This is a genomic window from Adhaeribacter aerolatus (assembly GCF_007991635.1).
GTDB lineage: Bacteria > Bacteroidota > Bacteroidia > Cytophagales > Hymenobacteraceae > Adhaeribacter > Adhaeribacter aerolatus.
In genome coordinates, this window is sequence record NZ_BJYS01000006.1 from 26,017 (window position 1) to 52,358 (window position 26,342).

The window sequence follows — 26,342 nt, forward strand, 5'->3', positions numbered from 1 at the left end:
TTGTCGGCAGCAAGCTACAACAGATGGCCGCTTGGCAACAAGACGCAAACGTAATATTTTAGCGATGCAGACAGGTAGCAGGTAGAAGAACTCCGGAAAATAGAAACTTCAGCAGGCCAATTTTCTGCTGGCAGAATTGGCTAGTCAGATTAAATTAAATCCGGAATCAGGCAGTAATATTTTAAGCACCCAAATAGATCAACAGGCAATACCATTCGATGTGATACTGCTTAAATTTTTTGCGGAAAACGCGCAAGGCCTTATTCAGATGATTTTCGATGTTGGACGTGCTGGTTTGCAGGAGTTCGGCTATTTCGGAGTTGCTGCGCCCTTCAAAGCGGCTGAGCGTAAACACCTGCTTGCGTACAGGCGGCAATGAATCGTAAATAACATCTATTAATTGCTGTAGTTCGTTAAACTGCACCTGGTTGGCGGTGAGCTCGGCAAAGCTGGCAGTGTTTTCTTTCAGGTACCGGATGTAGGCAAACTCATAAGCCCGCCGCCGCGCTTTATCAAAGACCAGGTTCCGGGCAATCGAAAAAAGATAATTATCCAGGTTTTGGGTAGGATCTAAAAAATGCTTCTTTTCCCAAAACTTTACAAAAACTTCCTGCACCAACTCTTCGGCCTCTTCCCGGTTCGGTAACAATTTAAAAATAAAGGCAAATAACTTTTCTTGATGCGAGTAAAACAGCTTTTCAAAAGCCGCTTTATCGCCTTCACGCAAAGCGTTAAGCTCTTTAACCGATAACGGGCAGTTGTTGGACATTAATTAACCAATTATCTGATTTGAAAATATTGTAACGGAAGAAGAGAAGCTGGTAAAATTCGTCGTCCTGATGCGGTCATAAACCGTGGCTCAGCCAGGACGATAAGGCAAAAATCTGCCGGAACGACGGTTAATTTAGAATTTATATTTTACAATACAAACGGCAAAAATTATTTAAAAATAATTTTTGACACGAGGTGGTGCTGGGGCCGGCTTGTTAGTAACTGTTATATAACCCGCCCAATCTTACATGGACAGCCAGCTTATACAGAAATATTTTGAAGGAAAATGTACCCCGGAAGAGGTAAAGCAGGTTTTAGCCTGGTTCAGGCGCGGCGAGACCGACGCAACGGTAAAGCAAGATATTGAAAACTTCTGGAAGCAGGCAGCTACCGCTGGCGTTAACCCGGTTCCGCGTTCGAGCCCTGCGCAACTACTGGCCAAAATAAATGCCACCATTGGCCACCAGGAAAATAAGGCCAGTACCCAGGCTGGTCAGGAGAGAAAAATAATTCCCCTCCGATTACGATTAAAGCAAAAAGGATGGCACGTAGCGGCTGCGGTACTGCTGCCGCTGTTGCTGGTGGGCCTGTACCTCTTCTTTTTCAGGGCCGAACCAACCCGTATAGTAGTTGTGCAGACCGGTGCCGGACAACAGCGGGAAATAAAACTACCAGATGGCTCGCGGGTAACGCTTAATGCCCAAAGCAAGCTCACTTACCATGTTCCTTTCGGCCGGCAGCGTCGCGAACTGGACTTAACCGGCGAAGCCTTTTTTGAGGTGGCCCGGGATACAGCTCATCCGTTTATAGTCCGGACCGGTAAAATTGCCACCCAGGCGCTGGGAACTTCCTTTAATATTAACTACCGCTCCAACGATCCGGTTATCCGGGTGGCCCTGGTAACCGGCAAAGTAAGCGTAACCGAGCAGATTAATGGTGCTGCGGAGCAAACGGCTATTCTGGTCCCGGGCCGGCAACTTTCCTATCATAAACAGAACCGGCAGGTTCAGCAACAGGCGTTTCATGCCAAAGAAGCTTTGGGTTGGCGCAACGGCTTGTTGTATTTCCGGAATGCTGATTTACAACAGATAATAACCCGGCTCGAAAACTGGTATGGCGTGGAGATTCAGTTAAGCGGGCAATTACCGGCTGGTGCAACTACCTGGCAATATTCAGGCGAATACGACCAAGCCAGCCTCGATAAAGTGCTGACAGGTATTGGCTTCGTGAAAGACTTTACTTACGAACGGAACGGGAATAAAGTAATACTAAGATTTAATTAAATAAAATCCGGCCCGCAGGGGCTAGGAACCTAAAGTAAAACTAAAAAGATAAACAGATGACCGAGCCATAAAAATAAAGCGGTTAAACTTCCGGAACAGAAGCCTAACCGCCCCAGCCGGCTAAAGAAATATCTGTTGGCGAACGGAATCTTTAACCGGCACCGTGTTTTAAACTTCATTTAAAAAATTAAAACAGACCAATATATGCACCAATATTTATATTATCAACCACCACAAGTATTAAAACGAGCCCGATATGCCGTGTTCATCCTTTTTATGTTGGCACCAGGCTTCTTGACCGCTAACGGCGGCCGGCAAAACAACAACCTGCAAGTTACCCGCATTAGCTTAAACCTGAGCAATGCTTCTCTGCAGGAGTTTATCCGGGCCGTAGAAGCCAGCACCGTTTTCCGGTTTACCCTCGACGAAAATGAAATTGGCCGGGTACCGGCTATTACGGTCCAGTCTCAGGAAGAATCGCTGAAAAATGTACTGGATAAAGTGGCCGGCCATACCGGTTTGGAATTTAAACAAGTAGATAAAAATATTCACATCCGCCGCTCCAAAAACAAATCGAGCAGCCTGCCGGCAGCCCCCCTGCCGGTAGCCAAGACAACTGAAGTAGCCCAGATTATAACCGGTAATGTGGTCTCGGGTAAGGGCGAGCCTTTGCCGGGCGTAACGGTTTTACTCAAAGGTACCAGCGTAGGCACGAGTACCGATGGCAGCGGAAAATTTAGCCTGGAGGTGCCAGAGACCGGTGGAACTTTGATATTTACTTTTATAGGCTTTGTTACGCAGGAGGTAGCCATAGCGGGACAGAGTATGGTAACAGTTACGCTACGCGAAGATGCCAAACAACTCGAAGAAGTGGTAGTAGTAGGCTACGGTACCACCAAAAAAAGCGACGTAACCGGCTCGGTGGTATCGCTGCAGCAGGAAGATTTTACCCAGGGCGTTAATACCTCGGCTTTGCAGCTGCTGAATGGGCGGGCACCCGGCGTGCAGGTAAGCCAGGCCAGCTCGGCGCCGGGCGGTGGGGTAACCGTGCGGGTACGGGGAGCCGGTTCTATTAATGGCAGCAACGATGTACTGGTGGTAATCGACGGTTTGCCGGGCGGCTCTGCCACGGCCATTAGCCCGCAGGATATAGAATCTATTGAGGTGCTGAAAGATGCCTCGGCCGCCGCAATTTACGGTACCCGGGCCGCCAATGGCGTAATTCTGATTACCACCAAAAAGGGCAGCAAAGGCAAACCACGGGTAGAATACAGCAGCTATGTGGGGCTGCAGCAGGTAGCGCGTAAGCTGGATGTGCTGGAGGCCGGCGAATACATCCAAGTACTAAACGGTATTCTGGCCGACCAGGGGCAGGCGCCTAAATTTACCCCGGAGCAGATTAGTGCCATTGGCAAAGGAACCGACTGGCAGGACGAAATATTTCAATCGGCATTGGCGCACAACAACCAATTATCTTTTTCGGGCGGCTCCGATAATGCCACTTATTACGTTGGCTTAAATTACCTGAATCAGGGTGGCGTAGTTAAAGGCTCGGAATTCGAAAAATATAACTTAAGGGTTAATTATCAGATAAATCCTTCCGATAAGCTTAAAGTAGGCATGGCTTTAAACCTGAACCGGATTACGAATAAGAGCATTTTATCTTCCAATGCCGCTAATGAAAATGCCGGGCCCATCAATACTGCTCTTCAGTTCGACCCTACCCTATCCACGGCCCTGGATGCCACCGGTCAGTATCCGCGTAACCCTTTAATAGCCCTGGACAACCCGCTGGCCCTGATCAACGGCATAAAAGAGCAGGATCTTTCTAACCGGATGTACAGCACTATTACAGCCGATTATACGATTGTAAGCGGTTTAACCGCAACGCTAAGGTTGGGCGTAGATGTGGCCAACGGCCGTTTCGATAGCTATACCAGCCGCATTACCGAAAAAGGCAAAGCCGCCGGCGGAATCGCCTCGGCCTCTACAAACGAAAACTACCATTGGCTGATAGAATATTTAACCAAATACGAAAAGAAGCTGAACGACATCCATCACTTCACATTACTGGGCGGTGTTACCCTCGAAGAGTTTGATACCCGGACATTGGGCGCTTCTTCGCGTAATTTTCTTTCGGATGTAACCGCTACCAACCTGCTCCAAAGCGGCGACGGCGACAGCAACGATAACGTAACCAGTGGCAGAAACGCCAACCGGTTAAATGGGTTTATTGGGCGGGCGAACTATAGCCTGTACGACCGGTATATTTTTACAGCCTCGGTAAGAGCCGATGGTACTTCGCGGTTTGCCGAAGGAAACAAATATGCCGTGTTCCCCTCTTTTGCTTTTGCCTGGCGTATTTCGGAAGAGCCGGTGCTGGCCAATACTACATTATTTAATAACCTGAAACTGCGTATGGGATACGGTCAGTTAGGCAACCAGGGTATCCAGAACTTCGAAACTATCCAGACCTTTGTGGCCGGCCAGCCGGCTGTTTTGGGTAATACCGTTATTCAGGGTGCCTCGCCGGCCCGCCTGCCCAACACCAATATACAGTGGGAGACTACCGAAGAATACAACGTGGGGGTAGATTTTGGTTTCCTGCGGGGAAGGTTAAGCGGCTCGGTTGATTATTACGTAAAAAATACCAAAGACCAGTTATTCAGCAAACCCTTGCCCTTGTCGAGCGGCTTCAGTACCATCCGGGTAAATTTTGGCGAGGTCCGGAACCAAGGCTTAGAGTTATTACTCGAATCAATCAATACCGAAGGTGCTTTTAAGTGGAATACGGCCTTTACCTTATCTACCCTGAAAAATAAAGTAGTAGAGCTGCCCGATTTTATCCCGCAGATTATTACGGGCAATATTGCCACCTTCGTGAATAATTACTCGATTGTGCGGGAAGGCGTAACCATGAACTCGTTTTACGGCTACGAAATTACGGGTATTTTTCAGCAGAACGACGACATTGCCAACTCTGCCCAGCCCAATGCCAAGCCCGGCCATCCTATTTTTAAAGACCAGAATAACAACGGGGTTATCGATCCCGACGACCGGATAATATTGGGTAACCCGCTGCCCCGCTTAAACCTGGGCCTGAATAATAGTTTCTCCTACAAGGGTTTATCGCTCGATGTATTTTTGGTGGCTGTGCAGGGTGTAAAGGCGCTGGATGCAAATATTATCGAATCTTTATACCCTACTAATTTCGACAGGAACCGGATTGCCAAATATTACCTCGATCGCTGGACCCCCGCTAACCCCGGCGCTAAATATCCCTCGGGCATCAACCCCAGTTCTTACGGTGGCGCCCTGGCGGTTAACTCCCTCACAGTTACCGACGCTTCGTTTCTGCGGTTAAGAACTTTAACACTCTCTTACCAGTTGCCGCTGCCGGCGAAGAAATTCGTGAACAATGCTGCTGTTTATGTATCCGGCGACAACCTGTTTACCCTAACCAGTTTTGGCGGATTTGATCCGGATGCCAATGCTACGGGCGGCTCGGTGTCCAAGACTTCCTACAACAGCTACCCCCTGAGCCGGACTTTTCGGTTAGGCGTTAATTTAACTTTTTAGAAAGCATTACTTTCATTCAGGCAATATTTACATGAAAAAGATATTTCGATTCATTTATAGCGCTACCCTGGTTCTGGGGTTAAGCTTATTTCCGGGTTGCCAGGGCTTTCTGGAAGAAGAGGTTTTTACAGAATTTGCCCCGGACGAACTATTGCAAACCGAGGATGGCATTAACCGCGTGTTAATTGGCGCCTACAGCGAGTTGCGGCCGTCGGTCCGGGATTATTTCTTCACGCTTTCGGAGTTTCCTACCGATATTACCCTCGAAAGCGGGGGCGGCTTTGAACGGGAAGCGGTAGTTTACATGAATTTTCAATGGGACCCCAGTCACCCGTTTTTTCAGAATCATTGGGCCAGCATGTACCGGGCGGTGCGCAATGCCAACGCTTTGTTAGATAATATTGGCAAGGTACAATCGATTCCGACTCAGCGGTTAGCCCAGCTAACGGCCGAAGCCCAGTTCATCCGGGCTGCTGCTTATTTACATTTGTACGATATTTTTGGTCCTGTACCGCTGGTAATCACCACTAACAGTACCGATTTAGAACCAGCCAAACCCACCAACGACGAATTTGTGACGTTTCTGGCCAAAGAGCTGCGGTCGGCCGCCGATAACCTGCCGGTGCAACAGGCCCTGAGCGGAAAAGCCACCAAGGGGGCAGCCCTGGCTGTGTTGTGTAAGCTTTATTTAAACACCAAACAATGGCAGCCATGCGCAGACGTGGCAAAAGAAATTATGGACCTGAATACCTACGCCCTGTTCGGCCAGATCGAGAACCTGTTTTCGGTGGCTAACGAAAACAACAAGGAATATATTTACTTGTTTTCGTTTGTGCCGCAGCCTGGCCTGGGCAATGTGTACATGCCGCACGCTTTTCCGCCCAACTATCCTATTCAGGCTAACTGGATTAACTACGGCGCCCAGTTTCGCACCTATACCGCCTTTGTTAAGTCTTTTCATAGCAGCGACCGGCGGTTAAAAATGATTATTACCCAGTACACCGATACCAAGGGAGCTAATATCCGGTTGCTCGAAGACGCTCAGGGCAAACCCCTGGATAATGCCCGCAGCTTTAAATATACCCCGGATCCGAACGCGGCCATCGAACATAACGGTAACGATATTCCGTATGTGCGCTACGCCGATATTTTGCTGAGCCGGGCCGAAGCGCTGAATGAAATCCAGGGTCCGAATGCCGAATCGGTGAGCCTGCTAAAACAGATAAGAGACCGGGCGGGCGTGCCGGTACTGCAATTAGCCGATTTTCCGACGAAAGAGGCATTCCGGAACCATATATTACAGGAGAGGGGCTGGGAATTTTTTACCGAGGGCAAGCGCCGCGAAGATTTAATCCGCCACGGCAAATTTATTTCGAGTGCCGTAGGCCGGGGAAAAGCCGCTAAACCTTACCACGTTCTGTACCCGATTCCGCAACGGGAGATAGAGGCCAATGCCAACCTGGAACAGAATGAGGGCTACCGTTAAATAAATCTGAATTGTTACCCACGCACCAGATTGTGATCATAACTGGTAGCTAAATATTTTAACAATGACTGCAACTTGCCAGAAAAGGGTCTGATAAAGCGATGGCTTAGTTTTCTCATTTATTGAGAGAGTTGTATTTATTGTCAATGCTACTTCCGCCAAACTGGTCGAATATTATCACCTTTGTAACATTTTTATGCTTTATGAACACAGATAAAATTTTTCTTCGGATTATAAGCTTGCTGGTGCTGCTGGTTTTAAGCACAGCCGGCCGGGCTGCCGCGCCCAAACCCAATATTATAATTATTAATGTAGATGATTTGGGTTGGTCTGATTTGGGTTGCTACGGCAGCGATTATTACGAAACAAAACACATCGACCGGCTGGCCCGGGAAGGCGTGCGGTTTACCAAAGCATACGCCGCCGCCGCCATCTGCTCTCCTACCCGCGCCGCTTTGCTTACCGGCAAATATCCGGCCCGCGTGGGCATCACCGATTGGATTCGGGCGGAATTTCAGGGAGGCGTAGTGCCGCCGTCCGGTAAAAACCCTACCGAGTACGTAACCCAGGCCGGTAAAAGCCTCAAGACCCCACCCAACCCCTTGTTTATGGAACTAGCCCAAATGACCAGCGCCGAATACCTGCAAAAGCAAGGATACGCTACCTGCCACGTGGGCAAATGGCACCTGGGTCCCGAGCAATGGTACCCCACCAGCCAAGGATTTAATATCAATATTGCCGGCTCCGACCTGGGGCAGCCGCCTTCTTATTTCGATCCGTACGTAAATAATAATAAAGGCAAGAGCTACAATATTCCTACGCTGGCACCCCGCAAGGAAGGTGAATTTTTAACCGACCGGCTGGGCGATGAGGTAGTTACATTTGTGCAACAGCATGCCGGTAAACCATTTTTTATTAGCTGGAATCCCTACGCCGTACACACACCCATTCAGGGTAAAAAAGAATACATAGAGAAGTACCGGCAAAAGCAGGGAGGCAATCATAAAAACCCGGTTTATGCAGCCTTAATCCAAAGTTTAGACGACAACGTAGGCAAATTGGTCCGGTGCCTCGATAGTTTAAAGCTTACCCAGAATACCCTTTTAATATTTACTTCGGATAACGGCGGACTCCTGCCCATCACCAGTAACCTGCCGCTCCGCAGCGGCAAGGGTTATCCGTACGAAGGGGGCCTGCGCGTGCCGCTGATCGTGAAATGGCCTGGCGTAGCCAAAGCCGGCTCCTTAATAGACGAGCCTACTATTTCCATGGATGTATTTGCTACGGTAATGGACGCCGCCGGCGTAGGCAAAACCAGCAGCGACGGCCTGAGTCTGCTGCCTCTGCTCCGGAACGCCAACCAGCATTTTAACCGCGATCTGTTCTGGCATTTTCCGCATTACCGCGAGACCGATGTGGTTCCTTACAGTATTATCCGGTCCGGAAATTACAAACTGATAAAATACTACGACGGCACAAAAAATGAGCTTTACAACCTGGCCAAGGACCCAACCGAAAAGACGAACCTCTACGAAACCAGTAATAAAGAAGCGAACCGACTGGAATCTAGTTTGAGTAACTGGCTTAAAAAGGTTAATGCCAAAATACCCGAAAATACAACCGCCAAGCGGCAATAATGGTAGGTAATACCAATCCATCAGCCTATTAGATAAAGAGAACCGCACCGGTCTTTTTCAGATTGGTGCGGTTTAATCCAAATAATAAGCAGAGTTATATTAATTTTGCCTTCCTAATTGTTGCAGGCAAAAACCATATGGCCACCGACCCAAAGGCATTAAAGATTAAAGATTTCATTTACCCGTTACCAGAAGATCGCATTGCGAAATTCCCATTGGCCGATCGGGCTGCCTCTAAGCTGCTTTTCTACCAAAAGGGAAATATTCAGGACAAATCATTTACCGCTTTACCCGACTTACTGCCACCCGATGCGTTGCTGGTGTTTAACAATACCAAAGTAGTACAAGCCCGCTTGTTTTTTAAACGGCCATCCGGCGCTACTATCGAAATATTTTGCCTGGAGCCGGTAGCACCGGTAACTGATATGCAACTGGCCATGCAACAAACCGGCGCCTGCACCTGGAAATGCCTGGTAGGTAATGCCAAACGCTGGAAAGAAGAATCCTTAGAACTGGAAATTACTTTACCCGAGCAATCTACCGGCCGTTTAAAGGTTACCAAATGCGAAAAACTAGAAGACAGCTACTTTATTCATTTTACCTGGGAGCCCGTCGGCCTCACTTTTGCTGATATTCTGGCAACGGCCGGCAACCTGCCCCTACCGCCCTATCTCAACCGCTTAGCGACCGAACAAGATAAACAAACTTACCAAACAGTATATGCCCGCCAGGAAGGTGCCGTAGCTGCTCCAACCGCCGGTCTGCATTTTACCCAGGAAATTTTCGAGGCATTGGCTGCCCGGCAAATTAAAACGCTCCAAGTAACGCTGCACGTAGGAGCCGGCACGTTTAAGCCGGTAAAAGCCGAGGAGATGGCGCAGCACAATATGCACGGCGAAGAAATATTTGTATCGGCGGCAGCCATCAACCAAATCCGGAACCACTTGCCGCGCCCGGTTATTCCAGTGGGCACCACTTCTTTGCGCACGCTCGAAAGTTTGTATTGGCTGGGTGTTATGCTCATTCAAGAGCCGGAATTATCTCTACCAGATTTATGCGTGCCCCAATGGCTGCCCTACGAAACTTTAAATATTCCGGAGCCGGCCGAAGCGCTTTCTGCCTTGACTGATTATTTACAAAAAAATCAATTGGAATACTTGTCGGCCAATACTCAAATAATAATTGCGCCGGGCTATAGTTTTAAATTGGTTAGGGGCCTGGTTACTAATTTTCATCAGCCTGAAAGCACTTTGTTGTTGCTGGTATCGGCGCTTATTGGGGAAGATTGGCGGCGGATTTACGACCACGGACTGGCCAATAATTACCGTTTTTTAAGCTACGGCGATTCTTCGCTTCTGCTGCCTTAATTCAAATACCCATTATTGCTTAAAGAATTTAATTAAGCATTAGTTTGGGATTAAGGTAATGGGCTGTCAGTTGAAGTATTATTTACTATTCTTTAGTGCTTTTCCTATTAACCGGCTTTCGCGTGTGCAACTGCAATTACTTTTCTCCTGGATTGGCTTAACCCTTCCGCCCTCCGAACTCCTTCCCTGAATCAGTGAAGGAGTTCGGCCGAACCTGCACGTCACCGATTAACTAGTTGCGGAGGCTTATTATTCAATAAAGATTGAACCTGGTAAGGCAGCAGCTAAGCGCATACAACAGAAGTTTGGACAGCGAGGGCCTTTCAGCTTACCGGTGCTTTAGCATTCCGACGAAGGAGGAAAGGAAAGATGAGCAGCCCGAGTGGCCAAACGATACCGGAAGGCTTCTTATACCTCTAAATACAGTTAGCACCCGCCCATTGAAGGATGTAATCTTTCAAAAGAAGCATATATTTAAGTCATACCATTCAGGAGAGTTGGTATAATAAGGTTACAGGCTAAGAAACAGATTAAACTTATTGCGCTACCTGGCTGGTTAAATTAAAATCGAGCTGAAGATTAAGCTTGCCGTCCACTTCGGCCATGTAACTCAAAGTAGTTCTTTCGTTATCAAAAGCCAGCGACCAGACGTAGTTCATTTCGGGGCCCATTAACTGCTTTGTATATCCATCGGCCGGAAACACCAACAAGTAGCCTGTATCCGGTTCTGTGGTATGGCCACCGTACAACGAGAAATCGGCCTGGGTACCATTCGGGCGTTTATTTTCGTGGCGAAGCGAGTAGCCGTTTTCATCGCGGCCTAATATTAAAGTGCGGTATATTTTATGGTCAATGTAAATCGGCATTCTGATTTCCCGGTCGTTGCATTGGGTTACCTCCAGCCAAATGTCCATTCCCCGGAAGGGCGCTTCTGCCCCGGCCGGGTAAAGTACCTCGCCCGTAATTCTTTTGCCGCACAGCAGCCGGATCTGTTTATAAAAACTGGGCGTACTGCCCGCCGCTACTAATTTGCCGGGGCTACAACCTGGCAGCATTGCCAGCAAACAGCATAGCCCAAACAGACATAAGCCATAGCGCACTGCTAAATAGAACCGGCCAAAAGACCCGCGCTTCACCCTACTGCTATCCTTCCACGGCAACCAGCCCGATTTAAAAAAAAATGTTTTCAGAATTAAGAAATCTAAATCTGCTTCAAAAATATTAAAATTACTTTAACCAACCCCCAAAATAAAACTAAAAACCAGCTAATTAATAAGATTATTTAAAGAAGCTATAATTACAAACGGGCTAATTTCTAAAGATTACCGGAAAAGAATGAATTTTTTTATACCATTTACTAGATTTTTAAAATATTCTTCCTTATAATTGCTGCCACAAACACAAATTATGAAAACCAGACAGAACGCTGCTTTTTATTACTACTTCTTTTTTAGTACCTCATCGGGGTGTTAAGGAAAAGTATTGCGTTCAAAAACAAGATATAAAACCTAAAGCCCCGAATTTCGGGGCTTTTTTTTTAACTATGAATTCAAAACCAGTAATCGCTATTCAGGGCGGACCCGCTTCTTTCCACGATGTAGTGGCGCAGCAATATTTTGCGCCTACCGAAATTCAGTCTTTGCCGTGCATGACTTTTCAAAGAGTTTTTGCCAGCGTTAAAAACGGCGAGTCGGATTTTGGCGTGCTGGCAATCGAGAATTCGCTGGCCGGTAGCATTTTGGGCAATTACTCGCTGCTGCACGATTACCCGGTTTCGATTATCGGTGAAGCTTATTTGCCGATTGAACAAAATTTATTGGCTTTGCCGGGACAATCGGTAAAAGATATCCGGGTGGTGCGCTCCCACCCCATGGCGTTGCTGCAGTGCAGCAATTTCCTGGAAGAGCACCCGCACCTGCAGGCCCTGGAAGCTGCCGATACCGCCGAAAGCGCCCGCGAAATCCGGGAAAATAATTTAACCGGGGTCGCCGCTGTAGCCAGCCGGGCTGCCGCCGCCCGTTACGGACTGGATATTCTGGAAGAATGTATTCAGAATTACAAAGATAATTACACCCGGTTTTTAATTATTTCGCGCCAGGCGGCCAAGGATTTGAGCACGGCTAATAAAGCTTCGGTTAATTTCCGGTTGCACCACCGGGCCGGCGAACTGGCCAAAATATTAGATGTGTTCCGCGATTTACATATTAACCTGTCGCTGATTCAGTCTATACCCATTATGAGCAAGCCCAGCGAGTTTACCATTCTGCTAGATTTGGAGTGGGACAATTACGAAGATTTTAAGGCCGCCATTGCCAAAGTAGAACCCATGACGGTAGAAATAAAAATATTAGGCATCTATAAAAGAGGAGTTAAATAAAATGATTATCCCGAAGGCAAATCGCTTAGATCACGTACAGGAATATTATTTCGCCCGCAAGCTGGCGGAAGTACAGAACCTGATGGCGCAGGGCCACGATATTATTAACCTGGGCATTGGCGACCCGGATATGCCCGCCTCCGACGAAACCGTAGCGGCCCTGACCGAATCGGCGCAGAACAAGAAAAATCACGGCTACCAGGCTTACCGCTCTATTCCGGCTTTGCGCAACGCAATGGCTAAGTGGTACCAGCAGGTTTACAGTGTTTCGCTTAACCCCGATACCGAAATATTGCCGTTGCTGGGCTCCAAAGAAGGTATTTTTCATATTGCCATGGCGTTCCTAAACCCCGGCGACCAGGTGCTGGTACCAAACCCAGGTTATCCGGCTTATGCCGCCGTTACCAAACTGGTAAATGCCGAACCGGTCTTCTTTGATTTGACCGAAGAAAATAACTGGTTACCCGATTTGGATGCGCTCCGGAAACTAGATACTACCAAAGTAAAACTAATGTGGCTGAACTACCCGAATATGCCAACAGGTGCTTTGGCTTCGGAAGCCGACTTCGAGAAAATAATAGAATTTGCTAAAGAACGGCAGATTTTAATTGTACACGACAATCCTTATAGCCTGGTTTTGAACGAAAAAGCGCCCATTAGCATTTTACACGCTAACGGAGCGATGGATTGTTGCCTGGAACTGAACTCTTTAAGTAAGTCCTTTAACATGGCGGGTTGGCGCGTGGGTATGGTAGCCGGAAAACAGGAATATATTGATGCCATTATTGCCATCAAAAGCAATCTGGACTCCGGTATGTTTTTACCTATCCAGCACGCGGCTATTCAGGCTTTGGCCAACCCCGAGAGCTGGCACGAAGAGCGCAACAATGTATACCGCAAGCGCCGCGAACTGATTTACGAACTGCTGGATGTACTCAACTGCAAATATTCGAAAGAAGCGACCGGTATGTTTGTGTGGGGCCGGGTGCCCGACGAAGTGGAAGACGTGGAAGCCTACTTAAACCAGATATTGTACGAAGCCCATGTTTTCCTGACGCCGGGTAAAATATTCGGCAGCAACGGTGAGCGCTACGTCCGGGTTTCGGTTTGCGCCACAGAAGAAAATATTCAAAAAGCGATTAGCAACATCAAGAAATTACTAATAAATGCTTGATATCAGCTAATTAGCTTTAACAGAATAGAAATATTAAAAATATTATACCTTAAATTTGTAACCTATAACTTTTAACCATATTTATTGCCATGAGTAAACCAACCATCGACCTGCTGCCTACTTCAGCCTTAATTAATGAGGACAGGTCACCCCTAATTATTGCCGGCCCTTGCAGCGCGGAATCCGAAGAGCAAGTAATGGAAACGGCTCGCCTGATTAAAGAAGTACCAGGTGTTACCGTGTACCGGGCTGGTATCTGGAAACCCCGCACGCGTCCGAACAGCTTCGAAGGTATTGGTGTACCCGGCCTGAAATGGTTAAAGCGGGTAAAACAGGAAACTGGATTAAAAGTAGCCTGCGAAGTTGCCAACACCGCCCAGGTTTTCGAAGCCCTGAAAGCAGGTATTGATATTCTGTGGATTGGTGCTCGTACTACGGTAAACCCTTTCACCGTTCAGGAAATTGCCGATGCTTTGCGCGGCGTAGATATTCCGGTATTGGTGAAAAACCCGGTAAACCCGGATTTACAATTGTGGTTAGGAGCTATTGAGCGTTTAAACCAGGCGGGTTTAAAACAATTAGGCGGTATTCACAGAGGTTTCTCTACTTTCGATAATGCCCCTTACCGGAACATGCCGAAATGGAACAGTGCTATTGAATTCAAACGTTTAGTACCAGAGCTGCCTTTAATCTGCGACCCGAGCCACATTGCCGGTAACCGCGAATTATTGCAACCAATTGCCCAGCGTGCCATGGATTTGGCTTTCGAAGGTTTAATGATCGAAACCCACGTAGATCCATCTGTAGCGTTGAGCGATGCTTCGCAGCAGGTTACCCCGGCCGATCTGAAAAAATTATTAGCCAGTCTGCGTTTCAGCAAGGTAGATCCCGAAACCGAAGACGATCATTATCAACTGGAAGAAATGCGCCGCAACATCGACCAGTTAGATAAAGAGTTAATGGAAGTGTTTGCACGTCGGGCCCGGTTATCGCGTAAAATTGGCGAATACAAGAAAGAGCACAACATGGCTATTCTGCAGGTAAAACGTTGGGACCAAATTCTGGAAGATATCCTGGAAAAAGCCAACAAAGAAGGTTTAGACGAAAAGTTTGTACGTTCCATTTTCCAGACCGTACACCACTATTCTATCAATATCCAGACTGAAATTGTAAACGGTAAAGCCGACGCTTAATCCTATTTTATAGCTGCTTTCCGGAGCAGTTTTACTGAGTGCCATTCTGAAAAATTGGAGTTCTGCTGTTAAAAGCAGGAGCCAATCTATCAGGATGGCATTTTTTTTTGCGCAATCCAATAAAATGTGGATAACTTTTATTTGTTTTAAATGCAATTAAATATAAAATTTTAAAGAATTTTAATTTTAGCAATTTGTTAAGTACAACTGTTAAATAATTTAAGTACAATAATTAAAAAGCAATTTATTAGCTAATATATTATAAATCAATTACATATAATAAATTTAATTATTTAATCAGCCATATTCCATAGAATACGCAAACATTTCCATTTTATGGATTTTTCCTATCTTTGATACCGAATTACAAACAGCACAAAGGTTTATTTTACTCTTATTTCAAATATAAGTTTCTTAAGAAAGCCTTTTTGCAAAAAAAATTTTGGTAGGTATTATATGATAAGAATTTTACGCCGGGTTTTCATTTTAAGTCAATTAGTATTTTTATCAGGATTAAGTCAGGCGCAGCAACTTCGCCCCTTAGTTCCGGCCAAAACAGATTTAAATAAGCTACAGAAGATTGCTACTGACCAGAATCAGAGTTATAAGCTGAAACAAGATAAAATTCTGAAGCTCGCTCAAAAACACAAGTGGGTAATAAACCACACGCTGCCTAACGGTTCTTATATTTCGTTACAAGATGTAGCCGAAAACGGTCGGCCCATTTATTACGAAACACTATCTAACGTAAATTCTGCTATTACTACCGGTACGAATCAGGTTTGGCAGGGCGGTAATGCCGGCCTGAACCTGAGCGGGGCAAATCCACTGCTATCGGGTAAATTGGGCATTTGGGATGGCGGTGCCGTTCGGAAGACGCACCAGGAACTAACCGGCCGCATTGTGCAGCGCGACGGAGCTACGGCCCTGAATGACCATGCTACCCACGTAGCCGGCACCATGGTTGCCAGTGGGGTTTACGCCATTGCCAAAGGCATGGCCCACGGCGCCCTAAACCTGCAAGCCTGGAACTTTAACAACGATAATTCTGAAATTGCCAATGCGGCCAGTGGTTTATTGGTATCGAATCACTCGTACGGCAATGTAGCGGGTTGGCGTTTAATTGGCTCTAACTGGTATTGGTACGGTGATATAAACGTAAACGATAAAGACGATGTAAACTTTGGTTACTACAGCAGCACCTCGCAGTTATGGGATAATATTGCCTTTAACGCGCCTTATTACTTAATGGTAAAAGCTGCCGGCAACAGCCGGAATATGCCCGAGCCAGCTGTAGGACAACCGTATTACCGCTACAACCCTGCTGTTGGTAATTACGAATTAATACCCGGCCGTACTGCCGATATGCGCTTTTACAACGGCTATGATGTTATTCCGGACCATAGCGTTGCCAAAAATATTCTGACCGTTGGGGCGATACAGGCTATCACCAATGGCTATAAGCAACCTTCGGATGCAGTTATTTACGCCGCCGGCAGTTGGGGCCCTACCGATGACGGCCGGATTAAACCAGACTTAGTAGGCAGCGGCGTGGGCGTTACCTCTACCATGGCAGCATCTGATAATAACTATAATTACGCCACCGGCACCTCTATGGCGGCACCCAATGTAACCGGCTCTTTGTTTTTATTGCAGGAGCATTTTGCCAACCGCACTAACGGCCGGTTTATGCTGGCTGCCACCCTTAAAGGATTAGCTATCCACACCACCAACGAAGCTGGCAGCGCTCCTGGCCCCGATTATATGTACGGCTGGGGTGTTTTGAACACTGAGCAGGCGGCTAAAGTAATATCCAATCCGCAGCAGAAATACCAGCTAACCGAACAAACTTTAATCCAGGGCCAGACTTATACCCAAACCGTAGTAGCCGCGGGGGGTACCGAGCCTTTAAAGGTTACCATCGCCTGGACCGACCCGGCTGGTACTGTATTACCTATGATACCTTCTACCCTGAATAACCGGACACCCCGCCTCGTAAACGACCTGGATGTTCGGGTAAGTAATTCCCAGAAAGTTTCCCAACCCTGGATTCTGGACCCGAGCAACCCGTCGGCACCGGCTACCACCGGCGATAATATCCGGGATAACGTAGAACAAATATTAGTTACCAATCCGGTTCCGGGCGAAACGTACACCATTACCGTTTCTCATAAAGGCACTTTAAAGAACAGCATCCAGAATTATTCACTTATTGTAAGCGGGCTGCAAGGTATTCCTTATTGCGCATCTGCCCCGGCTTCTGCTGCCGGTGCCCGCATCGAAAATGTGGCAATCGATAGAATTAACAATAACAGCGCTGCTACCTGCGGCACTTACACCGATTTCACGAATTTGTCGGCCAATGCCCAGGTGGGCCAGGAGCTGCCATTAACCGTAAAGTTTGGTACCTGCGACGCTCCCGCCAGCGTTATTCTGAAAGTATTTGCCGACTGGAACGAAGACGGTGACTTTACCGACAACAACGAACTGGCAGCCACTTCGGGTGTATTATCAACGGCCAGTACCTATACTACAAATATTGCCATACCTACTACGGTACAAAGCGGCAACAGCGCCCGGTTGCGGTTGGTACTGGTAGAAACCGATATTGCCGAAACCGTGAGCAGCTGCGGCACTTACGACAAAGGCGAAACCGAAGATTATATTTTAAACTTTACTACCCCGGTAAACGATGTGGGTATTTCGGCGGTAAGTATACCGGCTGCCGGTACGCTTCACGCCAACCCGGACCAGGGTGTAACGGTGAAGATCAAAAACTTTGGCAGCGCTACACAAACAAATATTCCGGTTTCGGTTACAGTTGCCAAAGGCTCCGAGGTGAAAGCTACCCTTTCGGGCATCTATACCGGTACTATTAGCAACAACCAGGAAAAAACGTTTACGCTGCCCGGCTCTTTCCCCGTTGCAGCCAACACTACCTATACCATTACGGCTGCTACTTCGCTTTCTTCGGATTTAGTAGCACCTAATAATCAATATCAAACAACGGTTACTTCCCAGTCGGTTGCGCAAGCGCCGGTTATTTCGGCCACCAGTTGCGATGTTAACGGCAATGTAACGTTAAGTGGTACCGGCAACGGCACTTTATTCTGGTACGATGCCCTGGTGGGTGGCAATTTAATTGGCGTGGGTAATACTACTACCAGCTTTAAACCCGCCGATAAAACTTATTATGCCGCCCTGAACGAGTTTACCGGTACCACTGCCTTGATAAATAATACCACGGCCGGCTCTTACTCCAGCCAAACGCAGGATACCGTCTATTTTAATGCGGCCATACCTTTTATTCTGGACAGAGTAACCGTAAATACGGGCGCTACCGGTGCCGCTACCGTAAGCCTTTACAATGCCAGCAATACTTTACTCGGCTCCGCTGAAATAAACTTAATACCAGGCGTTGCGCAATATGCTATTAACTTGTCGGTGCCGGCCGGCGAAAATCACCGGATATTAATTTCTGCATTTACGGGTGGTGCTACCGCCAACAGCAACGACGGTGCCGGCACCCTGGCTTACCCTTATTCCATTCCGAATATTTTAAAAGTCACTAAATCGAAAACCGGAGCGCTCTATTTTTATAACTGGGTAATTAAAGCCGCCGGGGTACCAAGTGCCCGTAGCCAGACGAAGTTAAATGGCAGCATTACCGCCAGCGTAACAAATGTATGCGCCTCGAATAATTCCGGTACCGTTACGCTAACCGGCGGTGGCCCTATTATTCGCTGGGAACTGTCTCCCGACGGCATAACCTGGACGAGCCTGGCCCATACCCAAAGCACTTACACCTTTACCAACCTAAACAACACGACACATTACCGGGTAATATTTAGTAATAGCACCTGCGGCGAAATTCCTTCGGAAGTGGTTACCATTAATGTAAACCCTGTGCCGGTAGCTACTATTACTGCCAATGGGTCTACCAAAATTTGCACCGGCACCAGCTTAATTTTAACCGCTAGCCCGGGTAGCGAATATTTGTGGTCTACCGGCGAGAAAACCCAGAGCATTACGGTTACAGCACCGGGCAACTACAAGGTACAGGTAAAAAATGCCAGCGGCTGCTCGGCAGAATCGGCGGTACTGGCGGTTACCAACTGCTTAACCACCTGGACCGGAACCACCGACACCAACTGGAACAATACGGCTAACTGGTCCAATGGCGTACCGGATGCCGAAATGGACGTGAACATACCGGCCAATGTAACTTTTTCGCCGGCAGTAAGTACCGGTACGGCTACTTGCAAAAGCATTACCATTGCGGGTAGCTTAACCATAAACGGTGGTACTGTAAAAGTAAACGAAAACTTTACGAACAACGGCACTTTCAATCAAACTGCCGGCACCCTGGAAATGACCGGCAAAGGCGCGCAGAAAATTAAAGGCAATAGCTTCTTAAACCTGCGCATGGGGGGAGCCAGTACCAAAACCCTGACATCTGATATTACAGTAACCGGTAGCCTGACCGTAACCGAAGGCGTGGTAAACACCGGTGCTTACAAAATAATCCTGGACCAGGCCGCTACCCTTTCCGAGACCCAAAGTAATTATGTGGTAGGTAAGGTAATGTCTACGCGTGCTTTCAGCAAAAACAGCGCCACGCATACGTTTGGTAATATGGGCTTATCTTTAACCACCACCGCCAGCCCGGCTCCTACCATTGAAGTAACCCGCGTTACCGGTACCCCAGGCAATTCTATCTGGTCGGTGAAGCGCCAATTTGAAATACACGTGACCAACGGTAAAAGCACCGACCTGAATGCGACCATGGAATTTACTTACCTGCCCGGCGAATTAAACGGACTGGTTAAAGAAAAACTGGCCCTTTACCGCTCCACGGACGATGGCCTTACCTGGACGGTACAGCCAAATTCAATTGCCGATGTAGATGCAGCCAATCACAAAGTAACATTAAGCAATATTAGCGCTTTCTCTACCTGGACTGCCGCCGACCGCGATCCGAGTATGGTGTTGCCGGTATCGCTGATAGCTTTTAAAGCTACAAAACAAAAACAGGATGTGCTCCTAACCTGGGAAACGGCCACGGAGAAAAATGCGGCTGGTATGGAAATAGAAGTTTCGACGGATGCTAAAAACTACCGTACCCTAGGCTTTGTTGCCGCCACCGGCATTAATACCAACATGCGCCAGCAATACCAGTTTACCGATACCGAAAACGATAAAGCCGGCACCCGCTACTACCGCTTAAAGCAATTAGATATAGACGGCAAATTCACGTATTACGGACCTAAAACCGTTACTTTTAACGAGCCGGTAGCTGCCAGCCTGGTTGCTTATCCCAACCCTTCCAACGGTACTTTTGCTTTATCGCTACAGGCCAACGAGGCTGCACTGATGCAACTGGAAGTCAGAAATATCTCCGGCCAGTCGGTTTTCAGCACGCAGCAGCAACTTAACAAAGGCGGAAACAACGTACCGGTTGCACTGCCGGCCGGTACCAAACCTGGGGTTTACGTCCTGTCAGCCCGCTATAATAACGCCCTGCATACTCAAAAACTGGTGGTGGAATAAGAGAGAGTAAACTTAAGAAACGCACACTTTTGTTTTATTAAAACCCGGTAGGTTTAAATACTTGCCGGTTTTTATTTATCTGGATAGTGAAAATCTAGAACAAATGAAAGCTTTAAGCTTGAAAATAAGGGTTTTGCCTCTTGGCCAGGAAATAATTCAGCAAACAGGCTCAGGGCCAAATCAGGAAAAGGTTTTTCAAACGACAAAGCAAAAAGAATTACAACCCATATTTATCGATTAAATAAACCAATGCGGCCATTGCGGCGCCGCCCAGTTCCAGTTCGCGTTGGTTTACGCGGTCGAAAGTATCGGAGGCGGCGTGGTGAACTTCAAAATAGCGCTGCGAATCAGGGCGGAAGCCAATCAGAGCAATTTTATCGTTCTTCAAGGGGCCTATATCGGCTCCGCCGCCGCCAGCGCCAATATTATTTAAACCGTAAGGCGCCAGTAAAGCTTTCCAACGAGCTACTTCGGCTATTTTATTCGGCGTGGCATCAATGCTAAAGCCGCGGGGCGTAAAACCACCGGCATCCGATTCCAGGGCCGCAATATGATTTTCCTTATTGGTCAACGCTACCTCGGCGTATTTGCGGCCACCGCGCAAGCCGTTTTCCTCGTTCATGTACATCACCGCCCGGATGGTACGTTTGGGTTTAATATTTAAAGCTTTCAGCAACCGCAGCACCTCAATAGCCTGCATACAACCCGTGCCATCGTCGTGCGCACCCTGGGCCAAATCCCAGGAATCGAGGTGCCCACCTACTACAATAATTTCTTCCGGATGTTCGCTGCCTTTTATTTCACCGATTACATTGTGCGATAGCGCATCCGGTAAAGTTTCGGGGTTCATCTTAAAATAAAATGCCAGGTTCGGGTCGGCTTTTAGTTGCCGGCTTAATAATTCGGCGCCGTTGGTGCTGATGGCGGCCGCTGGAATTTTAGTTATGCCGTCTTCGTAACGGGTGGTGCCGGTATGCGGAAAATCATCGAGGGCCAGGTTCATGGAGCGGACAATAGCGCCCACGGCACCCAGTTTAGCAGCCTCAATGGCGCCGGAGCCCCGCTGATCCACAGCATCGCGATAAGCCATAAACGTTTCAATATAGGCCGGGTTCATGGGCCGGTTGAAAAATACCACTTTGCCCTGCACCTTTACCCGGCCCAGTTGGCGTAATTCTTCAAACGACCGAACTTCTACTACCTGGGCTTTTATTCCTTTTTTTCCGGTGCCCACCGCGCCACCCAAAGCACAAATAGGTACCATCTGCCTGCCTTTGGTTGATTGAATTTGCGCTTTTTCTTTTTCGCCGCGTACCCAATGCGGCACCATTACTTCCTGCAGGTACACCCGGTCGAAACCGTAGCTTTCCATGAGCTTTTTGGTGTAGGTAACCGCTTGGGCCGCTCCTGCCGAGCCACTTAGCCGCGGCCCGATTTGGGTACACAAATACCGCAGGTTCTCATAGCTTTTACCCTGGGTTAAAGCCTCCCGGAAAATATGCCGGATAACGGCAGAATCGGGTTGCTGGCTTTGGGCCTGAACTGAGATGAAACGAAAACTAAAGGCAAAGGCAAATATTATTCGACTCGGTTTATAAAACATACAGGAAAAATTTTACCAAAAATAAGTTTTCCCGGCAAATATTCTAAGAAACAGATTAAAGCTTTAATTAAAGTATAAATAATAAGCTAATCAAAATATTAACTAAACTTTTAGTTTATCAACTAAGTATTTAGTTATATATTTATCAATCTAACTAACCGCTTACAAATGAAAGAATTAACCAAAGCCGAAGAACAAGTAATGCAGGTTCTTTGGGAAATACAGAAAGGGTTTGTGAAAGATATTCTGGAGAAATTACCGGAACCCAAACCCGCTTACAACACTGTCTCTACAATTGTGCGGATTCTGGAGAAAAAAGGTTTTGTGGGCTACCAGGCTTATGGTAAAACCCACGAATATTTCCCGCTTATAGAAAAAGAAAAATATACCCGCCAATTCCTGAGAAATTTTGTCGGCAACTATTTCGGGGGCTCTTACCAGCAACTGGTAAGTTTTTTTGCCAAAGAAGAGAACATGAACCTGCAGGAGTTAGACGAACTAATGAAACACGTGAAAAAAGACTTAGACTCGTCAGAAAATGAATAATCTGCTGTTGTACCTGGCCGAATCCAGTCTGGCTCTTTTGTTATTTTATGCGGTATATGCCTTATTATTAAGCCACCAGACCTGTTTTACGTTTAACCGGTTTTATCTCCTGGCCGCCTTACTATTCTCCCTGGTTATTCCTTTCCTGGAATTGCCCGCCTGGCCACCAGAACCGACTTTACCAACGAACACCATGGTGGTACAGGTGCAACCCGCAGGAGTTGTGTACCAGACGCCCATAATAACGGCAACCCTAACGGAAACAGAGACCTTAAATATTGGGGCCTGGCTCTATGGAATGTATGCGACTGGGGTTTTGATAGCCATTATTTTCTTCTGTTGCCAGTTTCTGCGGCTTTACACTTTCATTTACAGCCACGCCGCCGCAGGCTATTACTGGCAACGCATTAAAATAATCCCCACCCACGGCGAAATGGCTACCTTTTCTTTCCTGCACTATATTTTATTCGACAACAGCCAACCGCATACGCCCGCCGAAAAAGAATTAATCCTGCGGCACGAGCAGGCCCACTTAGCGCAAAAGCATACTTTCGATATTCTCTATTTGAAACTATTAACCATTATTTTCTGGTTTAACCCCCTCCTCTATTTCTATAAAAAAGCCTTAGAAAGTACCCACGAATATTTAGCCGATGCCGAAGTGCTGCAAGACGAAGAGGTAGATACCTACGCAACTTTGCTGGTGCAACAGGTCTTTAATAAAACCGATTCTTCCTTTGGGAATTTCTTTCACCTCCATCAATCCTTGTTATTAAAACGACTAAACATGATGAGAAAATTTAAAAGCCATTATTCGTTAATCCAGCCATTATTGGCCCTACCGGTGATTTGCGTAATTGCCGGGGCCTTAGCTGCCAACCGGCCGGTCTCCGTTCCGGATTTAATGCCTACTCCTTCTGCTAGTGAAAAAACCGAAAGCTCAGCCTTTTCCAACGCAGATAAAAGAAACATTTTTGCGCAAACAGTAGCTAATTCGGGAACATCTGACAATGAAATTTCAGAGCCTTCCTTTCCGAATGGTAAAGAGCAGTTGTACCGTTTTTTGTTACAGCACCTGAAGTTTAAGCCGGAAGAATTCGGGAAAGATGCTGTCCGGGGAACGGTGGTATCTATAAAACTAGATGAGGAAGGAAATCCGGAAAATGCATTTGCCGAAAACGAAGATTTAGTTAACCAGGAAATTAACCGGGTAATCCGCCTGATGCCCCGCTGGATTCCAGCCTACCAAAATGGGAAAGGAATACCCTCCCGATACGAGCTTCACTTTTTAATTAATCGAAACGCTAAACATTCCGTTATTACGCCTAATAAGTTAGCTAGGAACGGGGCGCTGAATTCGGAGGGAGTACCAACATTCAGTTCCGAAATAATCCACCTGGGTTTAAACCCCAATACCGGTACGCCGAAAAATTTTGAAAATCAAGAAGCCATAGTAGTAGGAGAAATAACAGAGCCCAATTTCCCCGGCGGCCAGGCAGCGATGGATAATTATTTCAGAGAAAATCTTAATCTGGGAAAAGTTGTTGGTAATGAGTTAGCCAAAGCAAAAGAGTTTGGCTTAGGTAGTGCGTTTACTCTAGAAATTGACCAAAACGGAAATATTAAGAAATTACCTCTTGAGATTAATGGGTTTGCAAAAATGGATTTAAACCTACCACCTGAAAAAGTAAATGTAAAAGCAGTAGGAAACAAATTTAGTAACGAGGTAATACGCTTAATTAATAATATGCCGCAATGGAGTCCGGCTACTAAAGATGGTAAACCTATAAGCGCAAAGATTATGGTAGGTTTTGGGCTTCGTCATAGTTCCCAACCATCGAAACCATTAAAAAGGGACGAAGTTTATTCAACTACCCCGGAAGGCAAACTTATTTTCCAAACTGATCAAATTGTATTCTGGATTCCTTATCAGAACGACAACCAAAAGAGGGATGAAGGGGTTCAAACTATTCAAGAAATTAAGCCGCCCCTATTCCCCGGTGGTGAACCGGAATTGTATAAGTTTTTAAGCAAACATATTAAGTATCCTACTGGTGGTTTAGAGTTGAACGATAGTTTTACCTGGACGATGATTACTGTAAAAATTGATAAGAACGGTAACCCGGAAACTTATAATAAATTCATAAAAGACCCATTCATTAAAGAAGCTTATCGGGTTAAAAATTTATTACCAAAATTTGAGCCCGCCACGAAAAATGGAGAACCTGTAACCTCAGATTATATAATTCCAATTTATTTCCGCTATAGCTCAGATACAACTAAAATAGATGATGCAAAAAATCAAGCTACTTTTAAGATAACTAACGGCGTGCCTACTGCTAAAAGCAGACCAATAGTGGTTACCATTTACACTGATAAGTCGGCTCCTGACAAAGCAATTAATAATATTCCGAATGGAGATAAAACGCTTAAGCCCATCGGTAATCAAAAACTACCTCAGTTTCCGGGTGGTAAAAACGGATTAAGAGAATTTCTATCGAGCCGCATTCAATTTCCGGCAACGGCTCTAAAGAATAAACTATCTGGTCAGGCCATTCTGCAGGCTACTATTGATGCGGACGGCAAGGTTACAAATTTCAAAACCCTGCACACCGATAACGCATATTTTGAACAGGAAGCCCTTTCGGTATTGCGGGAAATGCCCCGCTGGGAGCCGGCTTTAACAGAAGGCAAGGCCGTGCCGTTTAACCTGGTATTTCCGTTTGTTTTCGCGCTGGAGAGCAAGCAAAATATACCCGCCCTGCGCTTACCCGCTAACCGCAGCCAATTATACGTGCAGGATGCTATTACCATAACCGGTTACAGTCAGGTTATTCCGGGCAAAACTTTTGTTAAAAAAGAAAGTCTGCCAACCCCCACTAATCCGAAGCCCCAAAACCCGGCACAAGCTGATGATAAAGTGTTCACCTTTGTAGAACAAATGGCAACCTTCCCGGGTGGAGAAACGGCTTTAAATAATTTAATCCGGCAAAACTTAAAATACCCGGCAGAAGCCCTGCGCCAGGGTGTATCGGGTTTAGTAGTAGCCCAGTTTACCGTAGACAAAACCGGCAAAATACGGAACCCGCAGGTAGTAAAATCGTTGGGTGGCGGTACCGACGAAGAAGTTCTCCGGTTAATTAAATTAATGCCGAATTTTAGTCCGGCCCGGCAAAATGGCAAACCGGTAAATTTCCGCTACACCATTCCTATCCGCTTTGGGTTAACGGCCACTACACCCGAGCCGGGTACCGGGGCGGCGCCAGCGCCCACTATGCCCGATAAAGTTTTTACCTTTGTGGAGGTGCAGCCCCAGTTTCCGGGTGGTACAACGGCCCTGAATGAATTTATAAAAAAGAACCTGCAATACCCGGCAGAAGCGGTTACCCGCAAAGTGGAGGGCCTCGTGGTAGTACAGTTTGTGGTAGATACTACCGGCAAAATAATGGAGCCCAAAGTAGTAAAATCGCTAGACCCTAAGTTAGACGAAGAAGCCCTGCGGGTGGTAAAAACCATGCCGGAATTCCAGCCGGCCCGGCAAAATAACCGGAAAGTTGCTTTCCGCTATACAATGCCTTTCCGCTTTGCCCTGCCTGCAGAACCAATGAATAACAAGAAGGACAAATAATTATTAAAACGCGGGCGTTACCTTTATACCCTTATAGAGCGAGAAAAGAAAGAACCCAGCTCCCCCACTTGAAAATAAGCAGGAGCGCTGGGCCGCTGCTTAAACTTTGGCTTGTCTGGGATATTTTGGTGCGGTCTGCCCTAATTCA

General features: G+C 46.9%; 15 protein-coding genes. 12 read left to right on the top strand and 3 right to left on the bottom strand.

The features are described from left to right. Nucleotides 1-181 precede the first annotated feature (181 nt). The gene (locus AAE02nite_RS05745; protein WP_146895849.1) at nucleotides 182-769 is read right to left on the bottom strand and encodes an RNA polymerase sigma factor; all 588 of its coding nucleotides are present in this window, start codon (nucleotides 767-769) and stop codon (nucleotides 182-184) included. Between the two features lie 250 nt (nucleotides 770-1,019). Between AAE02nite_RS05745 and AAE02nite_RS05750 the strand changes: the two genes are divergently transcribed. The 5 genes from AAE02nite_RS05750 to AAE02nite_RS05770 all read left to right on the top strand — a co-directional run bounded on the left by AAE02nite_RS05750 (nucleotide 1,020) and on the right by AAE02nite_RS05770 (nucleotide 10,123). Further along, nucleotides 1,020-2,054: a FecR family protein gene (locus AAE02nite_RS05750; RefSeq protein WP_146895851.1), complete on the top strand. Its 1,035-nt coding sequence runs from the start codon at nucleotides 1,020-1,022 to the stop codon at nucleotides 2,052-2,054. 204 nt (nucleotides 2,055-2,258) lie between these two features. After that, complete coding sequence (locus AAE02nite_RS05755; protein ID WP_146895853.1) at nucleotides 2,259-5,633, top strand: SusC/RagA family TonB-linked outer membrane protein; 3,375 nt, start codon at nucleotides 2,259-2,261, stop codon at nucleotides 5,631-5,633. Nucleotides 5,634-5,664: 31 nt separating this feature from the next. Continuing rightward, on the top strand, nucleotides 5,665-7,119 hold the full coding sequence (locus AAE02nite_RS05760; protein WP_146895855.1) for a RagB/SusD family nutrient uptake outer membrane protein: 1,455 nt from the start codon (nucleotides 5,665-5,667) through the stop codon (nucleotides 7,117-7,119). A 203-nt stretch (nucleotides 7,120-7,322) separates the two neighbouring features. Beyond that, on the top strand, nucleotides 7,323-8,756 hold the full coding sequence (locus AAE02nite_RS05765; protein ID WP_170252525.1) for a sulfatase: 1,434 nt from the start codon (nucleotides 7,323-7,325) through the stop codon (nucleotides 8,754-8,756). Nucleotides 8,757-8,893: 137 nt separating this feature from the next. Further along, complete coding sequence (locus AAE02nite_RS05770) at nucleotides 8,894-10,123, top strand: S-adenosylmethionine:tRNA ribosyltransferase-isomerase (protein WP_146895860.1); 1,230 nt, start codon at nucleotides 8,894-8,896, stop codon at nucleotides 10,121-10,123. Nucleotides 10,124-10,659: 536 nt separating this feature from the next. Here the strand turns inward: AAE02nite_RS05770 and AAE02nite_RS05775 are convergent. Beyond that, complete coding sequence (locus AAE02nite_RS05775) at nucleotides 10,660-11,178, bottom strand: hypothetical protein (RefSeq protein ID WP_146895862.1); 519 nt, start codon at nucleotides 11,176-11,178, stop codon at nucleotides 10,660-10,662. Between the two features lie 488 nt (nucleotides 11,179-11,666). On the opposite strand from AAE02nite_RS05775, the gene AAE02nite_RS05780 reads away from it, so the two are divergent. From AAE02nite_RS05780 to AAE02nite_RS05800, 5 genes are all read left to right on the top strand, one after another. Beyond that, entirely contained in the window at nucleotides 11,667-12,500 is an 834-nt protein-coding gene (locus tag AAE02nite_RS05780; protein ID WP_146895863.1) for a prephenate dehydratase, read from the top strand. Nucleotide 12,501: 1 nt separating this feature from the next. Then, the gene (locus AAE02nite_RS05785) at nucleotides 12,502-13,674 is read left to right on the top strand and encodes a pyridoxal phosphate-dependent aminotransferase (RefSeq protein WP_146895864.1); all 1,173 of its coding nucleotides are present in this window, start codon (nucleotides 12,502-12,504) and stop codon (nucleotides 13,672-13,674) included. 89 nt (nucleotides 13,675-13,763) lie between these two features. Next, nucleotides 13,764-14,867, top strand: a complete 1,104-nt coding sequence (locus tag AAE02nite_RS05790; protein ID WP_146895865.1) for a chorismate mutase — start codon at nucleotides 13,764-13,766, stop codon at nucleotides 14,865-14,867. A gap of 456 nt (nucleotides 14,868-15,323) precedes the next feature. Further along, nucleotides 15,324-20,417: a S8 family serine peptidase gene (locus AAE02nite_RS05795; RefSeq protein ID WP_146895866.1), complete on the top strand. Its 5,094-nt coding sequence runs from the start codon at nucleotides 15,324-15,326 to the stop codon at nucleotides 20,415-20,417. 61 nt (nucleotides 20,418-20,478) lie between these two features. Beyond that, nucleotides 20,479-20,658 (top strand): hypothetical protein, encoded by a 180-nt coding sequence (locus AAE02nite_RS05800; RefSeq protein WP_146895868.1) that lies wholly within the window; start codon nucleotides 20,479-20,481, stop codon nucleotides 20,656-20,658. On the opposite strand, the gene AAE02nite_RS05805 is transcribed toward AAE02nite_RS05800, so the two are convergent. Beyond that, nucleotides 20,635-22,020, bottom strand: a complete 1,386-nt coding sequence (locus AAE02nite_RS05805; RefSeq protein WP_146895870.1) for a M20/M25/M40 family metallo-hydrolase — start codon at nucleotides 22,018-22,020, stop codon at nucleotides 20,635-20,637. The two genes, AAE02nite_RS05800 and AAE02nite_RS05805, sit on opposite strands and share 24 nt — an antisense overlap. Before the next feature lie 168 nt (nucleotides 22,021-22,188). On the opposite strand from AAE02nite_RS05805, the gene AAE02nite_RS05810 reads away from it, so the two are divergent. Together AAE02nite_RS05810 and AAE02nite_RS05815 are read left to right on the top strand one after the other, a co-directional pair. Next, nucleotides 22,189-22,566 carry a BlaI/MecI/CopY family transcriptional regulator gene (locus AAE02nite_RS05810; protein ID WP_146895873.1) on the top strand — a complete coding sequence of 126 codons (378 nt, stop codon included), beginning with the start codon at nucleotides 22,189-22,191 and terminating at the stop codon, nucleotides 22,564-22,566. Further along, nucleotides 22,559-26,194: a M56 family metallopeptidase gene (locus AAE02nite_RS05815; RefSeq protein WP_146895875.1), complete on the top strand. Its 3,636-nt coding sequence runs from the start codon at nucleotides 22,559-22,561 to the stop codon at nucleotides 26,192-26,194. The genes AAE02nite_RS05810 and AAE02nite_RS05815 overlap by 8 nt, the downstream gene beginning before the upstream one ends. Nucleotides 26,195-26,342: the final 148 nt, after the last annotated feature.

What these genes read in the sequence shown, in the direction of transcription:
- AAE02nite_RS05745 (WP_146895849.1), bottom strand. Translation starts at nt 769, where the DNA reads ATGTCCAACAACTGCCCGTTATCGGTTAAAGAGCTTAACGCTTTGCGT.
- AAE02nite_RS05750 (WP_146895851.1), top strand. Translation starts at nt 1,020, where the DNA reads ATGGACAGCCAGCTTATACAGAAATATTTTGAAGGAAAATGTACCCCG.
- AAE02nite_RS05755 (WP_146895853.1), top strand. Translation starts at nt 2,259, where the DNA reads ATGCACCAATATTTATATTATCAACCACCACAAGTATTAAAACGAGCC.
- AAE02nite_RS05760 (WP_146895855.1), top strand. Translation starts at nt 5,665, where the DNA reads ATGAAAAAGATATTTCGATTCATTTATAGCGCTACCCTGGTTCTGGGG.
- AAE02nite_RS05765 (WP_170252525.1), top strand. Translation starts at nt 7,323, where the DNA reads ATGAACACAGATAAAATTTTTCTTCGGATTATAAGCTTGCTGGTGCTG.
- AAE02nite_RS05770 (WP_146895860.1), top strand. Translation starts at nt 8,894, where the DNA reads ATGGCCACCGACCCAAAGGCATTAAAGATTAAAGATTTCATTTACCCG.
- AAE02nite_RS05775 (WP_146895862.1), bottom strand. Translation starts at nt 11,178, where the DNA reads ATGCTGCCAGGTTGTAGCCCCGGCAAATTAGTAGCGGCGGGCAGTACG.
- AAE02nite_RS05780 (WP_146895863.1), top strand. Translation starts at nt 11,667, where the DNA reads ATGAATTCAAAACCAGTAATCGCTATTCAGGGCGGACCCGCTTCTTTC.
- AAE02nite_RS05785 (WP_146895864.1), top strand. Translation starts at nt 12,502, where the DNA reads ATGATTATCCCGAAGGCAAATCGCTTAGATCACGTACAGGAATATTAT.
- AAE02nite_RS05790 (WP_146895865.1), top strand. Translation starts at nt 13,764, where the DNA reads ATGAGTAAACCAACCATCGACCTGCTGCCTACTTCAGCCTTAATTAAT.
- AAE02nite_RS05795 (WP_146895866.1), top strand. Translation starts at nt 15,324, where the DNA reads ATGATAAGAATTTTACGCCGGGTTTTCATTTTAAGTCAATTAGTATTT.
- AAE02nite_RS05805 (WP_146895870.1), bottom strand. Translation starts at nt 22,020, where the DNA reads ATGTTTTATAAACCGAGTCGAATAATATTTGCCTTTGCCTTTAGTTTT.
- AAE02nite_RS05810 (WP_146895873.1), top strand. Translation starts at nt 22,189, where the DNA reads ATGAAAGAATTAACCAAAGCCGAAGAACAAGTAATGCAGGTTCTTTGG.
- AAE02nite_RS05815 (WP_146895875.1), top strand. Translation starts at nt 22,559, where the DNA reads ATGAATAATCTGCTGTTGTACCTGGCCGAATCCAGTCTGGCTCTTTTG.